General features: G+C 61.5%; 11 protein-coding genes. 5 read left to right on the top strand and 6 right to left on the bottom strand.

Going from position 1 to position 15,211, the window contains the following annotated elements; genetic code table 11:
* The first annotated feature begins 218 nt into the window (after nt 1-218).
* Genes mfd through QLG10_RS11565 form a run of 3 tightly spaced genes read left to right on the top strand, consistent with a single transcriptional unit; the run spans nt 219 to nt 6,950 of the window.
* Nucleotides 219-3,668 carry a transcription-repair coupling factor gene (gene mfd / locus QLG10_RS11575; protein ID WP_110746533.1) on the top strand — a complete coding sequence of 1,150 codons (3,450 nt, stop codon included), beginning with the start codon at nt 219-221 and terminating at the stop codon, nt 3,666-3,668.
* Nucleotides 3,669-3,678: 10 nt separating this feature from the next.
* Nucleotides 3,679-4,245: a CsiV family protein gene (locus tag QLG10_RS11570; protein WP_110746531.1), complete on the top strand. Its 567-nt coding sequence runs from the start codon at nt 3,679-3,681 to the stop codon at nt 4,243-4,245.
* A gap of 11 nt (nt 4,246-4,256) precedes the next feature.
* The gene (locus QLG10_RS11565; RefSeq protein WP_248679012.1) at nt 4,257-6,950 is read left to right on the top strand and encodes a DEAD/DEAH box helicase; all 2,694 of its coding nucleotides are present in this window, start codon (nt 4,257-4,259) and stop codon (nt 6,948-6,950) included.
* 113 nt (nt 6,951-7,063) lie between these two features.
* Here the strand turns inward: QLG10_RS11565 and QLG10_RS11560 are convergent, their stop codons facing one another.
* The 3 genes from QLG10_RS11560 to QLG10_RS11550 all read right to left on the bottom strand — a co-directional run bounded on the left by QLG10_RS11560 (nt 7,064) and on the right by QLG10_RS11550 (nt 9,690).
* Nucleotides 7,064-7,801, bottom strand: a complete 738-nt coding sequence (locus tag QLG10_RS11560) for an S-methyl-5'-thioinosine phosphorylase (RefSeq protein ID WP_282487356.1) — start codon at nt 7,799-7,801, stop codon at nt 7,064-7,066.
* Between the two features lie 12 nt (nt 7,802-7,813).
* Entirely contained in the window at nt 7,814-8,824 is a 1,011-nt protein-coding gene (gene nagZ / locus QLG10_RS11555; RefSeq protein ID WP_020798500.1) for a beta-N-acetylhexosaminidase, read from the bottom strand.
* 158 nt (nt 8,825-8,982) lie between these two features.
* Nucleotides 8,983-9,690, bottom strand: coding sequence for a TetR/AcrR family transcriptional regulator (locus QLG10_RS11550; RefSeq protein ID WP_110746524.1), 708 nt, complete (start codon nt 9,688-9,690; stop codon nt 8,983-8,985).
* 229 nt (nt 9,691-9,919) lie between these two features.
* On the opposite strand from QLG10_RS11550, the gene lexA reads away from it, so the two are divergent.
* Nucleotides 9,920-10,528 carry a transcriptional repressor LexA gene (gene lexA / locus QLG10_RS11545; protein ID WP_008064450.1) on the top strand — a complete coding sequence of 203 codons (609 nt, stop codon included), beginning with the start codon at nt 9,920-9,922 and terminating at the stop codon, nt 10,526-10,528.
* 10 nt (nt 10,529-10,538) lie between these two features.
* Complete coding sequence (gene sulA / locus QLG10_RS11540) at nt 10,539-11,012, top strand: SOS-induced cell division inhibitor SulA (RefSeq protein WP_179057020.1); 474 nt, start codon at nt 10,539-10,541, stop codon at nt 11,010-11,012.
* Between the two features lie 82 nt (nt 11,013-11,094).
* On the opposite strand, the gene QLG10_RS11535 is transcribed toward sulA, so the two are convergent.
* The 3 genes from QLG10_RS11535 to topA form a co-directional block, all read right to left on the bottom strand.
* On the bottom strand, nt 11,095-11,328 hold the full coding sequence (locus QLG10_RS11535; protein WP_008064452.1) for a hypothetical protein: 234 nt from the start codon (nt 11,326-11,328) through the stop codon (nt 11,095-11,097).
* Nucleotides 11,329-11,471: 143 nt separating this feature from the next.
* Nucleotides 11,472-11,996 (bottom strand): DUF6586 family protein, encoded by a 525-nt coding sequence (locus tag QLG10_RS11530; protein ID WP_110746521.1) that lies wholly within the window; start codon nt 11,994-11,996, stop codon nt 11,472-11,474.
* A 480-nt stretch (nt 11,997-12,476) separates the two neighbouring features.
* Complete coding sequence (gene topA / locus QLG10_RS11525; RefSeq protein WP_020800560.1) at nt 12,477-15,104, bottom strand: type I DNA topoisomerase; 2,628 nt, start codon at nt 15,102-15,104, stop codon at nt 12,477-12,479.
* Between the last annotated feature and the right edge of the window lie 107 nt (nt 15,105-15,211).

Below are 15,211 nucleotides of genomic sequence, written 5' to 3'. Positions count from 1 at the left end.
AATTTTTTGGGGACAGCGCAACCTTGTCCGTAACCATCCGTAACACCGGTTGGTTTTGCCACTACATAATCGCTATTTCCCAGTAAAAAACACCGCGATTTTGTCTTTACCACTACATTTCTCCTTACCCGCGTAATAGACACATCTGCGACTGACAGCCGGCACCCGGGACCGCTACAATTACCGACTTTGTCGCAACGCTTGGAGCTCAACCTTCCGTGCCCGTTCTGCGTCTACCGCTTCTCCCTGCCGCGGCAGGTAAACAGCACTGGGGCAACCTGCCCGGTGCCGCCCTGAGCCTGGCCATCGCCGAGGCCGCCAGCGCTGCCAAGCGCTTTACCCTGCTGCTCACAGCCGACAGCCAAAGTGCCGAACGACTGGAACAGGAGCTGGGTTTCTTCGCCCCGGATTTGCCCGTGCTGCATTTCCCCGACTGGGAAACCCTGCCCTACGACCTGTTCTCGCCGCACCAGGACATCATTTCCCAGCGCATTTCGGCGCTTTATCGATTGCCGGAACTGAGTCATGGCGTGCTGGTGGTGCCGATCACCACTGCGCTGCACCGCCTTGCGCCGACCAAATTCCTGCTCGGCAGCAGCCTGGTCCTGGACGTCGGCCAGAAGCTCGACGTCGAGCAAATGCGCACCCGCCTCGAGGCCACTGGCTATCGCTACGTCGATACCGTGTACGAACATGGCGAATTCACCGTGCGCGGCTCCTTGATCGATCTGTTCCCGATGGGCAGCAAGCTGCCTTACCGGATCGACCTGTTCGACGACGAAATCGAAACCCTGCGCACCTTCGACCCGGAAAACCAGCGCTCCATCGACAAGGTCGATTCGGTCAAGCTGCTGCCGGCCAAGGAATTCCCGCTGGAGAAAGAAGCCGTCACCCGCTTCAAGGCACGGTTTCGCGAGCGCTTCGATGTCGACTTCCGGCGCTGCCCGATCTTCCAGGACCTGAACAGCGGAATTACCCCCGCCGGCATCGAGTACTACCTGCCGCTGTTCTTCGAAGAAACCTCGACGTTGTTCGATTACCTGCCCCAGGACACGCAAGTGTTCTCGTTGCCAGGCATCGAGCAGGCCGCGGAAAATTTCTGGAACGACGTGCGCAACCGTTATGAAGAGCGGCGCGTCGATCCTTCGCGTCCTTTATTACCGCCTGCCGAGTTGTTCCTGCCAGTAGAAGACTGCTTCGCCCGCTTGAAAAACTGGCCGCGGGTGGTCGCCAGCCAACAGGATGTGGAGTCCGGCGCTGGCCGCGAGCGCTTCCCCGCAAGGGAATTGCCGAACCTGGCCATCGAAGCCAAGGCCACCCAGCCGCTGGCGGCGCTCTCGGGTTTCCTCGACGAGTTCCCTGGGCGCGTGCTGTTCACTGCCGAATCCGCGGGCCGTCGCGAAGTGCTGCTCGAACTGCTGGAACGCCTGAAGCTGCGGCCGAAGACCGTCGACAGCTGGCCGGACTTTGTCGCCAGCAAGGAGCGCCTGGCGATCACCATCGCGCCACTGGACGAAGGCCTGCTGCTGGATGATCCGGCCCTGGCGCTGGTCGCCGAAAGCCCGTTGTTCGGCCAGCGCGTGATGCAGCGCCGACGCCGTGAGAAGCGCGCCGACGCCAACAACGACGCGGTCATCAAGAACCTCACCGAGCTGCGCGAAGGCGCGCCGGTGGTGCACATCGATCACGGTGTCGGCCGCTACCTGGGGCTGACGATCCTGGAAATCGACAACCAGGCCGCCGAATTCCTCACCCTTGAATACGCGGAAAACGCCAAGCTTTATGTGCCGGTGGCCAACCTGCACCTGATCGCCCGCTACACCGGCAGCGACGACGCCCTCGCCCCCTTGCATCGCCTGGGCTCCGAGACCTGGCAAAAAGCCAAGCGCAAGGCCGCCGAACAGGTGCGCGACGTCGCGGCTGAATTGCTTGATATCTACGCACGCCGCGCCGCTCGTGAAGGGTATGCCTTCGCCGACCCGAAAGCCGATTACGCCACCTTCAGCGCCGGCTTCCCGTTCGAAGAGACGCCAGACCAGCAAACCACCATCGAAGCGGTGCGCGAAGACATGCTCGCGCCCAAGCCGATGGATCGCCTGGTGTGCGGCGACGTCGGCTTCGGCAAGACCGAAGTGGCCATGCGCGCAGCGTTCATTGCAGTGCACGGCGGTCGCCAGGTGGCGATCCTGGTACCGACCACCCTGCTCGCCCAGCAGCACTACAACAGCTTCCGCGACCGCTTCGCCGACTGGCCGGTGAGCGTGGAAGTGATGAGCCGCTTCAAGTCGGCCAAAGAGGTGAACGCGGCGATCGCCGACCTGGCCGAAGGCAAGATCGACATCGTCATCGGCACGCACAAGCTGCTGTCCGACGATGTGAAAATCAAAAACCTGGGCCTGGTGATCATCGACGAAGAACACCGCTTCGGTGTCCGCCAGAAAGAACAACTCAAGGCGCTGCGCAGCGAAGTCGACATCCTCACCCTGACCGCCACGCCGATTCCGCGCACGCTGAACATGGCCGTGTCGGGCATGCGCGACCTGTCGATCATTGCCACGCCGCCAGCCCGTCGCCTGTCGGTGCGCACCTTCGTCATGGAGCAGAACAAGAGCACGGTCAAAGAGGCCCTGCTACGTGAGCTGCTGCGTGGCGGCCAGGTCTATTACCTGCACAACGACGTCAAGACCATCGAGAAATGCGCCGCCGACCTCGCCGAGCTGGTGCCGGAAGCGCGGATCGGCATCGGCCACGGGCAAATGCGCGAGCGCGAACTCGAGCAGGTGATGAGCGACTTCTACCACAAGCGCTTCAACGTGCTGATCGCCTCGACCATCATCGAGACCGGCATCGACGTGCCGAGCGCCAACACCATCATCATCGAGCGCGCTGACAAGTTCGGCCTGGCGCAGTTGCACCAGTTGCGCGGCCGGGTCGGTCGCAGTCACCACCAGGCCTACGCCTACCTGCTGACGCCGCCGCGCCAGCAGATCACCGCGGACGCGGAAAAGCGCCTGGAAGCGATCGCCAACACCCAGGACCTCGGCGCGGGCTTTGTGCTCGCCACCAACGACCTGGAAATCCGCGGCGCCGGCGAGTTGCTTGGCGACGGCCAGAGCGGGCAGATCCAGGCGGTCGGTTTCACGCTGTACATGGAAATGCTCGAGCGCGCGGTGAAGTCGATCCGCAAGGGCGAACAGCCCAACCTCGAACAACCACTGGGCGGCGGTCCGGAAGTCAACCTGCGCGTACCGGCATTGATTCCCGAAGACTACCTGCCGGACGTCCATGCCCGCCTGATTCTCTACAAGCGCATCGCTTCGGCCACCGACGAGGACGGCCTCAAGGATCTGCAGGTCGAGATGATCGACCGTTTCGGCCTGTTGCCCGAGCCGACCAAGAACCTGATGCGCATCACCGCACTGAAATTGCAGGCCGAATTGCTGGGCATCAAGAAAGTCGACGGCGGCCCGCAAGGTGGTCGAATCGAATTCGCGGCACAGACCCCGGTCGACCCGCTGACCCTGATCAAGTTGATCCAGAGCCAGCCCAAACGCTACAAATTCGAAGGCGCGACGATGTTTAAATTCCAGGTGCCGATGGAGCGCCCGGAAGAACGCTTTAATACTGTAGAGGCGCTGTTTGAGCGTCTCATCCCGAAAACTGCTTGAAGGACGCCGCATGCGCCTGTTTCGCTCACTGACCTTGTTGATAACCCTGGTCGCCCCTTCGGTGTTTGCCGATGATCTGTATCAGATTGAAATGATTCTGGTGCGGCAGAATGCCGTGCCGGCGATTATCAGCCGTGCCGCGCCGGAAGACTGGGCCGCCGGCGCGCAAACCGTCAGCCCTGACAGCCTGCGCACGCCGAGCCTCAACAACGAAGTGGAAAAACTCACCGCCAGCAATGAATACAGTGTGCTGCTGCACAAGGCGTGGCAACAGACGCTCGGCGAGACACCGGTCAAGGTGGCTGTCAGCGACGGCAAGGAACAGTACGGCCAGTACCCGATCGAAGGCACCCTGAACCTGACGCTGGGACGCTTTACCGATGTGGATGCCGATTTCTGGGTCAACCAGTTCAACGACGACGGCCTGGTCACCGCCAGCGAACGCCTGAAACAGGAAAGCCACACCAAGAACGGCCAGCTCAATTTCCTCGACAACGGCCACCTGGGCCTGCTGATCAAGATCACCTCATTGACGGCGCCCGCTCCCCGGGAAGCCCCTGAAGTCGTCCCGGACTGATCGAGCCCCCCATGTCCGCGACCCTGAGCAAACCCCTGGCACCTTCCTGGGTCAGCCGATTCAAGGAACAGAGCCTGGAGCGCGGTCGCCGGTATGCCCTGGAGAATCGCGTCAGGATAGTCGAAGTCGGCGACGCGACGATCACCGCCGCGTGCGAAGGCTCTGGCGGTAACGTTTACCGTCAGACCATTCGCCTGCGCGAGTCGGCCAAAGGCACCTTGCTGATGGTCGATGCTACCTGCTCCTGCCCGGTGCACAGCAACTGCAAACATTGCGCGGCGGTGCTCCTGCAAATCCAGGAAACCCTCGACTACCCCGCCGCCGCCAAAGACGCCGAACTCCTGGAAAAACTCCAGGCGGTGCTGGAAAACCGCAGCCCCAAGGCACCACCGCAAGTGCTGGTGGACAACGTGCAACCGGTACCGCGCCTGTGGCTGGCGAGCATCGAGTTCAGCGCCTTCGAACCGCGCAACGGGCGGATGCAGCGCTACATCCAGCATCGCGCGGCGCTGTCTTTCGGTTACCTGGACGAATACGTTTCAGGCCAGAAGAATGCCGACATCCTGGTTCGCCAGGAGACCCAGACACTGCGGATAAAACGCCACCCGGACGTCGAACAGTCCTACCGGGAGCAGCTGCGAATCCTCGGTTTCAAGATCGCCACCCGGCAAAGCAAGGCCCTGCCGGAAAGCGCCGGCGAACTGTTCGAGATGGTCAACGACAGCGCCTGGCTGACCTTTACCCTCAATGAACTGCCAAAGTTGCGCACCCAGGGTTGGGAGCTGCAAATCAACGAAGACTTCGGCTTCGACCTGACTGCCGTGGACGACTGGTACGCCACGGTCGAACAGGTTCCGGAGCGCGACTGGTTCGACCTGGAGCTGGGGATCATCGTCAATGGCGAGCGGTTGAGCCTGTTGCCGATCCTGTTGAACCTGATGCGTTCCCACACCGAACTGCTCAATCCGGAACGCCTCGCTCGCCGGCGCGACGACGAGCTGATCCTGGTCAACATACCCAGCCGGCCGAACGCCGAGCACGGCCCGCTGCAAGTCGCCCTGCCCTTCGGCCGCCTGAAACCGGTACTGGCGACGCTTGGCGAGTTCTACCTTCAAGAACCTGGCGAAACCACGCTGCGCCTGAGCAAGGCCGACGCCACGCGCCTCAACTCACTGGAAGACCTGCCACTGCTCTGGGAAGGTGGCGAGCAGATCCGCAGCTTTGCCCAACGCCTGCGCGACATCAAGGACTACACCGCCTCGGCGCCGGACGGGCTGAACGCGACACTGCGCCCCTATCAACTCGAGGGCCTGAGCTGGATGCAGTCGTTACGCCAACTGGAAGTCGGCGGCATCCTCGCGGATGACATGGGCCTGGGCAAAACCCTGCAGACCCTGGCGCACATCCTCAGCGAGAAAAACGCCGGTCGCCTCGATCGCCCCTGCATGGTGGTGATGCCCACCAGTCTGATTCCCAACTGGCTCGACGAAGCGGCGCACTTCACTCCGCAACTCAAGGTACTGGCACTGTACGGCGCCAGTCGCAAAAAACATTTCGACAACCTCGCCGATTACGACCTGATCCTGACCACCTATGCCTTGCTGCCCAAGGACGTGGAACGCCTGGCGGCGCAGCCCTTGCACGTGCTGGTACTGGACGAAGCGCAATACATCAAGAACCCCAACAGCAAGGCCGCCCAGGCCGCCCGCGAGCTCAACGCCCGCCAGCGCCTGTGCCTGAGCGGCACGCCACTGGAAAACCACCTGGGCGAACTGTGGTCGCTGTTTCACTTCCTGCTGCCGGGCTGGCTCGGCGACGTCAAAAGCTTCAACAGTGATTACCGGGTGCCCATCGAAAAGCGCGCCAGCGAAGTCAGGCTTCAACACCTCAACAGCCGGATCAAACCCTTCCTGCTGCGTCGCACCAAGGAACAGGTGGCAACCGAGTTGCCGCCGAAAACCGAGATCATCCACTGGGTCGAACTCAACGAAACCCAGCGCGACCTGTACGAAACCATGCGCCTGGCCATGGACAAGAAAGTCCGCGACGAAATCACCCGCAAGGGCGTGGCACGCAGCCAGATCATCATCCTCGAGGCGCTGCTCAAGCTGCGCCAGGTGTGTTGCGATCTGCGCCTGGTCAATGAAGCCACCCTTCCGGCGCGGGGCAGCACCTCGGGCAAGCTCGACAGCCTGATGGAAATGCTCGAAGAGCTGTTCGAGGAAGGCCGCAAGATTCTATTGTTCTCGCAGTTCACCTCAATGCTGGCATTGATCGAAGAAGAACTGAACAAGCGCGGCGTGCCCTACGCGCTACTGACCGGACAGACCCGCGACCGTCGTACACCGGTGAAGGAATTCCAGAGCGGCAAGCGCCAGATCTTTCTCATCAGCCTGAAGGCCGGTGGTGTTGGCCTGAACCTGACGGAAGCCGATACCGTGATCCATTACGACCCCTGGTGGAACCCGGCAACGGAAAACCAGGCCACCGACCGCGCCTATCGCATCGGCCAGGAAAAGCCGGTGTTCGTCTACAAGTTGATCGCGCGCGGCACGGTGGAAGAGAAGATCCAGCATCTGCAGAAGGAAAAATCCGACCTGGCGGCGGGCGTCCTGGATGGACGACAGGCCGGGGACTGGAAGTTGCAGAGCGATGACATCGAGGCGCTGTTTGCGCCGCTGCCGGATAAGTTGGAGAAGCGCTGAAAACTGCGGCGCCGGGTAGATTGCTTTCGCGAGCAGGCTCGCTCCCACAGGAATGTCACCGAACCTGTGGAGCGAGCCTGCTCGCGAAGGAAGCGACTCGGTGTATCGGCCAGTCAGTCCGCGAGCACCCGCGCCAAGGTCGACCTCACCCTGACCATCCCCTCTCCTAACGCTCGCTCGATCTCTGCCATGCTGATCACCGATGCCGACTTGCCCGCCGCCGGATTCACCACCAGCGCCAGGCAGGCGTAATCCAGCTGCAGCTCGCGAGCCAGGGCCGCTTCGGGCATTGCGGTCATGCCAACGATGTCGCAACCATCGCGCTCCAGGCGCAGAATCTCGGCGGCGGTTTCCAGCCGCGGGCCCTGCATGCAGGCATAGACACCCCGATCGCTGAAACCCGCGCCTTCGGCCACCAGCGCTGCAATCAAGCGCTGGCGTAGCGATTCGCTGTAGGGGTAGGTGAAATCGATGTGGGTCACCGGCTCCAGGTCATCGGCAAAGTAGCTGTGCTCGCGGCCACTGGTGTAGTCGATCAATTGATGCGGCACGCAGAAATGCCCGGTGCCCATCGCCCCGTTGATGCCGCCCACTGCGTTGACTGCCAGAATGGCCTCGGCACCGGCCTGCTTCAGCGCCCAGAGATTGGCGCGATAATTCACCCGATGCGGCGCAAAACGGTGCGGGTGACCATGACGGGCGAGAAACAGCACGTCGCTGCCGGCATATTCGCCAATCTGCACTTCTGCAGACGGCGCGCCGTAGGGAGTGTCCAGCGCCAATGACTGGCGAATCTGCAGGCCTTCCAACCGGGTCAGGCCGCTGCCGCCGATAATCGCGTAAACCGTCATGGCGCCTCCTTCTCAATCGATAAGTTGTGCATCCCTGAGCGCACCGACGGCCGCCAGCCAGCGCGGATCCTGGCGGTATTCGGTGCTCGCATGCGCCTGGCCGCGCATCCGTGCAATGCGCGCCGACGGCTTGACCTGCAAACGCTGGGCGGCACTCAAGGCCAGTTCGGCGGCTGCGCGGTCGTTGCACACCAGGCCCATGTCGCAGCCGGCGGTCAACGCCGCTTCGATACGGCTGGCGGCATCGCCCACCACGTGGGCACCGGCCATGGACAGGTCGTCGCTGAAAATCACCCCGTCGAACTGCAGTTCGCCCCGCAGGATGTCCTGCAGCCAGCGCCGCGAGAAGCCCGCCGGCTGGGTATCGACCTGGGGATAAATAACGTGGGCAGGCATGACGGCGGCCAGCTGTTTGCTCAACTTGGCAAAAGGCACCAGGTCATGGGCACGAATCTGCTCGAGGCTGCGCTCGTCATTGGGGATCGCGACGTGGGAATCCGCCTCGGCCCAGCCGTGGCCAGGGAAATGCTTGCCCGTGGCCGCCATGCCCGCGCTGTTCATGCCGCGAATGAAAGCACCGGCCAGCAGCGCGGCACGCTGCGGATCCGCTTCGAACGAACGGGTCCCGACCACGGCGCTGCGCTGGTGATCGAGATCCAGCACCGGGGCGAAGCTCAGGTCCAGGCCAACGGCCAGCACCTCGGTGGCCATGATCCAGCCGCACTGTTCGGCCAGGTATTCGGCGTTCGGATTGTCGGCAATGGCGCGCATCGCCGGCAGGCGCACAAAACCCTGGCGCAGGCGCTGGACCCGCCCGCCCTCCTGGTCCACCGCCAGCAGCAGGTCGGGACGAATGGCGCGGATCGCCGCGCTCAACTCGCGGACCTGGCGCGGATGTTCGATGTTGCGGGCGAAAATGATCAGGCCGCCCACTTCGGGCTGGCGCAACAATTGACGATCTTCAGCCGTCAGCCAGGTACCGGCGACGTCCACCATCAACGAGCCTTGCAGGCCAGCAGTCATAACAATTCCTTGATAACGATAAACCCGGCTCGCAACGATACGCCGCCCTGGGCTGCACCCGGGAGGTCGGCGATCATCTGTGGGAAAGGGCGCAAAACGAGAGTCGGCATGGGCGGCTAGCTTATCGGATGTCAGCTGCCGCGCCCACCCATGAACGGTTAAACCTTGGCGGCAACCGGTGTCGATTTGCTACGAGGACGCAGTTGCGCGGTGGCCATGGCCGAGTCGGTGACACCGGATTCGGCACGCATGCCGGCTGCCAGGAACGGCACCATCAGGCGCATGACCTGCTCGATGGAGGTGTTGACCCCGAAGTCGGTTTCGGCGATGGCGCGCAAGGCCTTGATACCGGACATACTGAACGCGGCCGCACCCAGCATGAAGTGCACGCGCCAGAACAGTTCGATCGGCGGGATGCGCGGGGCAGCCTCGTTGACCAGCAACATGTAGCGGCGAAACACCTTGCCGTACATATCTTCCAGATAGCGGCGCAAATGCCCCTGGCTCTGGCTGAAGGCCAGCCCGAGCAATCGCATGAAAATCGACAGGTCATTGCCGCTGCGTGGCTGCACCACCAGCGCTTGCTCGACGAGGATTTCCAGCAATTCCTCGAGCGAAGGCTTGTTTTCCGGCTTGGCCTGGCGCCGCTCCAGCTCTTTATCGAGGCTGATGCAGAATGGCCCCAGGAAGCGCGAGAAGACGGCCTGGATCAGCGCCTTCTTGGAACCGAAGTGATAGTTCACCGCCGCCAGGTTCACGCCGGCTTTGCTGGTGATCAAACGCAACGAGGTTTCGGCGAAACCTTTTTCCGCGAACAACTGCTCGGCAGCATCGAGAATGCGTTCAACGGTTTCCGACTGGGCCATGGCTACTCCGCCTGACAAACACTTGTTTGAAACATACGTTTCAGCCCGTGCATTGTCAAGTCTGGCAGTTCGTTTCGGGAATGGTCGGTCATGCATTTAACCACACAACCGCAAAGCTTCCATCAGCCGGTTGAGCGACCGTCTGGCGGCGCACAAAAAAAGGGGCATTGCCAAGACCGTTCCACTGTATATAATCCCAGTCACTGTATAAAAAGACAGAGCGATCAATATGCTAAAGCTGACGCCACGCCAAGCCGAGATTCTGGCCTTTATCAAACGCTGCCTGGAAGACAACGGCTACCCGCCGACCCGCGCGGAAATCGCTCAGGAACTGGGTTTCAAGTCGCCTAACGCGGCGGAAGAACACCTCAAGGCGCTGGCCCGCAAGGGCGCGATCGAGATGACGCCGGGAGCTTCGCGCGGTATCCGCATTCCCGGCTTCGAGGCCAAGGCCGACGACTCCAGCCTGCCAATCATTGGCCGCGTCGCGGCTGGCGCGCCGATCCTCGCCCAGCAACACGTTGAAGAGTCCTGCAACATCAACCCTGCGTTCTTCCACCCACGCGCCGATTACCTGCTGCGCGTGCACGGCATGAGCATGAAGGATGTGGGTATCTTCGACGGCGACCTGCTGGCCGTCCACACCACCCGCGAAGCCCGCAATGGCCAGATCGTGGTTGCGCGAATCGGCGACGAAGTCACCGTCAAGCGCTTCAAGCGCGACGGTAGCAAAGTCTGGTTGCTGGCTGAAAACCCCGAGTTTGCCCCTATCGAAGTGAACCTGAAAGATCAGGAACTGGTGATCGAAGGCTTGAGCGTCGGCGTCATTCGCCGCTAAAGGAGGCTTTATGCAGTTCCCCTACACATCACAGCAAGCACAACTGCCGCTTCAGTTCGAGGCATTCATGGCACAGCCATTGGCGCCGATCCTGAAGGAAGCGGAGTCGCCCTGGAGCGCGGAACCCGAGGTGTTCAGTGAACTGTCTTTGCGTGGTGCAGCCGGGAACTGCCTGAACCTTCTGGCGCCGATCCTGCGCGAGCTCAGCCAGGACCAGGATGCTCGCTGGCTGACCCTGATCGCCCCGCCTGCCAGCCTGACCCAGGCCTGGCTGCGGGATGCCGGGCTCAATCGCGAACGCATCCTGCTGCTACAACCCCGTGGCGCCCAAAGCGCCCAGCAACTGACTTGCGAAGCCCTTCGCCTTGGTCGCAGCCACACAGTGGTCAGCTGGCTCAACCCGTTGAGCAAAATCTCACGGCAACAACTGATCAGCGCCGCCCGGACCGGGGACGCTCAAAGCCTGAATATTCGACTGGGTTAACGGCACACGCTGAACGCGTGGGGCTTCTGCAAGGATAGAGAAGCCTATTAAAGGCAGTGCCGGAAAAACCGACAGGCGGAGATCAATGAAGGACCCGCGGCCCCTCTTCTTTCTCGAATTCACCTTCAACCATACGTCCCGCCATCTGCACACCGACGCTCAACATCGCCTTGGCGACTTCCACGTGCTGGCCTTGCAGGAACGCCTTGGCATCCTCGGAGAAATCCAAAGTAACCAGAGAACCCTCGTCCTCTGCCCTGCGCAGTTCGATTCGGCCGTCTGGTAACTCGACAATTTCTAGAAAGGACGTTGGCATAAAGGTCTGTTCTCCACGGAAGGCGAGCATTATATAGGCATCAGCCAAGCTTCGCTCGGGATCTTGACCAGATACCCTCGCAAAAAACGACTCGGCAGCCGAGCAAACAACCCCAAGGGTCGCCTGCTGCGCTGTTTAGTTGATCAGCACTCGTTCAAGCCTTCGCGAAAACGGATGGCCAGGCTTTTCAGGTTTTGCCGCCAGCTCTCCAGCTCCTCGCGACCCAGCTCCTGGGGCGCCTCTTCTTCATCGAGGTTTACCGCCACGATCAACGGCTGCGTCACATCACCCTTAGGCTTGTGCGGCGCTCGAGGCGGCTGGAACAACGCAGCATGGGCAGCCAGCAACTTGGCCAGCCAGGTTTCCGGGTTGTTGGCGAGTTCGACCATCTCGGCCATTTCCGGAATGGCGATACTGTCCAACACTTCGCGGGTCAGCAACGACTCGGCCCGGGAAGCATTGGCCTGGGGCAAACGATAGAAACCGGCGATTTCGTGACACAAGCCCAACAAGGCTCCGTAGAGGTGAAACAACGCCGATTCTCGCTCCGCCTGGATCAGCGCCAAGGCATTCATCGCCCGCCCCTGTTCAGCCTTGGCGAGCGCTTCCAGCGACAGGCCGGCGAAATAAATCTTCTGGTTGGTACGGGTATAGAGTTCGTGGGCCATGACGGCAGCCTCCACAACGAAATAATTGCTTCACGCAGGTCAGACAGTGTCGTGGATCAACTACTTCTCCCGCAAGTATTGTCTGATCGTGAAATAGATACCGGCTCGATAAATCACCGCACCACTCGATGCCCCGCTTGGGCACGGCATGCCCTCTCTCCGGCATTGCTCCGTGGGTCGCCGCGATGGGCCATCATGGTTCAACGGGGCACTCGCGATCAAAAGCAGAGCGAGGCGCCCTGTAGGAGCGAGCATGCTCGCGAAAAACCTGAGGGCACCACGGGGTGTCAGGCTCCCCGCGTTATCGTTGACGTTCATCGCGAGCCTGCTCGCTCCTACAGGAGATCGGGTACAGCCGCAAGAGTTTGGTCGGCTGTCAGGCCGCCTGCGCCGGCAAGCCGGAATCCTACAGACAGCACAAACAAAAAAGCCGCATGAAAACCCGAGGGTCGTCATGCGGCATTTTATGTTTGGCGGTATTTACGCCTTCGCAGCCGGCCGCTTGTCCTCGACCTTCCACTTGCCACCGTCGTAGAACGCCTTCCAGCCAGTTGGCTTACCGTCGACTTCGGACTGTACGTATTGCTCCTTGGTCTTGCGGCTGTAACGGATCACAGCAGGCAGGCCATCCGGATCTTTCTTTGGCGCTTCGCACAGGAAGTGGTACTTCGGATCGATCTCATCCTTGTGCGGCACGATCTCGAGCACCAGCGGTGCGCGGGTCTCGCGGTTTTTCGGGAACTGGCTGGCGGCCAGGAACAGGCCCGACGCACCGTCGCGCAGGATGTAGGTGTCGTTGACCTTTTCGCATTTCAGCTCAGGCATCTTCACCGGGTCCATCTTCGGCGGCGCCGCATCACCGCTTTTCAGCAGTTTGCGGGTGTTCTTGCAGGTCGGGTTGGTGCAACCGAAGAACTTGCCGAAACGGCCGGTCTTGAGCTGCATCTCGCTGCCGCACTTGTCGCATTCCAGGCTCGGACCTTCATAGCCCTTGATGCGATAGGTGCCCTCTTCGATTTCGTAGCCATCGCAATCCGGATTGTTACCGCAGATGTGCAACTTGCGCTTCTCGTCCAGCAGGTAGGCATCCATTGCCGTGCTGCAGATCGGGCAGCGGTGCTTGCCACGCAGCACCAGCGATTCCGATTCACCCTCGTCGTCCGCGGCGATTTCATCGCCCGGCACCAGGTTGACGGTCGCCTTGCAGCGTTCTTTCGGTGGCAGGCTGTAGCCCGAGCAACCGAGGAACACGCCGGTCGACGCGGTACGAATCTGCATCGGACGCCCGCAAGTGGTGCACGGAATATCCGTCATCACTGGCTGGTTGGCGCGCATGCCACCGTCCGGACTCTCGGCTACCTCGAGTTTTTTCTTGAAGTCGCCGTAGAACTCATCGAGCACGTTTTTCCAGTCGCGTTCGCCCTGGGCCACGTCGTCGAGGTGCTCTTCCATGCCGGCGGTGAAGCCGTAGTCCATCAGGTTGGAGAAGCTCTCGGCCAGGCGCTCGGTGACGATGTCGCCCATCTTTTCCGAATAGAAGCGACGGTTGTGCAGCGCCACGTAGCCGCGGTCCTGGATGGTCGAAATGATCGCCGCGTAGGTCGAAGGACGACCAATGCCGCGTTTTTCCATTTCCTTGACCAGGCTGGCTTCCGAGTAACGCGCCGGTGGCTTGGTGAAGTGCTGGGTCGGATCAAGCTTGATCAGCTTCATAGCGTCGCCCTGGGCCATGTCCGGCAGCACGTCGTCGTCGCCCGGCTTGGCGATTTGCGGCATGACGCGGGTGTAGCCGTCGAACTTGAGGATACGGCCCTTGGCACGCAGCTCGAAGTCGCCGGCACCGACGGTGACCGTGGTCGACAGGTATTGCGCCGGCAGCATCTGGCAGGCGAGGAACTGGCGCCAGATCAGCTCGTAGAGGCGCTCTGCATCACGCTCCATGCCCGACAGCTTGCTTGGCTCAGTGTTGGCGTCAGACGGACGAATCGCTTCGTGAGCCTCTTGTGCGCCTTCCTTGCTGCTGTAGACGTTCGGGTTTTCCGGCAGGTACTTCTTGCCGAACTCGCTTTCAATATAGGTACGCGCCATCGCCACGGCATCGGCCGAGAGGTTGGTGGAGTCAGTACGCATGTAGGTGATGTAGCCGGCTTCGTACAGACGCTGGGCCATCATCATGGTTTTCTTCACGCCAAAGCCCAGGCGGTTGCTCGCGGCCTGCTGCAAGGTGGACGTGATGAACGGGGCCGACGGCTTGCTGCTGGTCGGCTTGTCTTCGCGCTTGACGATGCTGTAGCTGGAAGACTTGAGCTTCTCCAGCGCCGCCATGGCCTGGGCTTCGTTGAGCGGCTTGAAGGCTTCGCCCTTCTCCCGAGCCACGTCGAAACGCACGGTCGCGCCCTTGGCGGTGCCGAGGTCGGCGTGGACTTCCCAGTACTCTTCCGGGATGAACGCGCGGATTTCACGCTCGCGCTCCACCACCAGCTTCACGGCAACCGACTGCACACGACCGGCGGACAGGCCGCGGGCGATCTTGGCCCACAGCAGCGGCGACACCATGTAACCCACCACGCGGTCGAGGAAACGACGCGCCTGCTGGGCGTTGACCCGATCGATGTCCAGCTCGCCTGGCTGGGAGAAGGCTTCCTGGATCGCCTTCTTGGTGATTTCGTTGAACACCACGCGCTTGTAGCGGCTGTCGTCACCACCAATGGCTTCGCGCAGGTGCCAGGCAATGGCTTCCCCCTCGCGATCCAAGTCGGTTGCGAGATAGATGGTGTCAGCATCCTTGGCGAGCCGGCGCAGCTCCTCGATGACTTTTTCCTTGCCCGGAAGGATCTCGTACTTGGCTTTCCAGCCGTGATCGGGATCGACACCCATGCGCGCGACCAGCTGCTTGCGCGCCTTTTCCTTCGGCGACAAGGCCGGCGCTTCGCCCGCGGCAGCCTTGCCGCGCTTGGCGGCTGGCTCTTTGCTGGCGCTAGCCGAACCGCTGGTGGGCAGGTCTCGGATATGGCCGATACTCGACTTCACCACGTATTCGTTGCCCAAATACTTGTTGATGGTCTTGGCCTTAGCCGGGGATTCCACAATGACCAGCGATTTGCCCATGGATCAGAAAATTCCTGAATTCTAGAAGTGAAAGGCGGTTGGCGCCTGACGCGGCACCGCTATATATAGTGGCTGCAAGGTGAGGTCAAGCGCAGGGTTTTGCGCGC

The sequence above is a fragment of the Pseudomonas sp. V98_8 genome, from assembly GCF_029967975.1.
Classification (GTDB): domain Bacteria; phylum Pseudomonadota; class Gammaproteobacteria; order Pseudomonadales; family Pseudomonadaceae; genus Aquipseudomonas; species Aquipseudomonas umsongensis.
The sequence above is the reverse complement of the archived record's forward strand: the minus strand, read 5'-3'. Positions and strand labels throughout refer to the sequence as shown.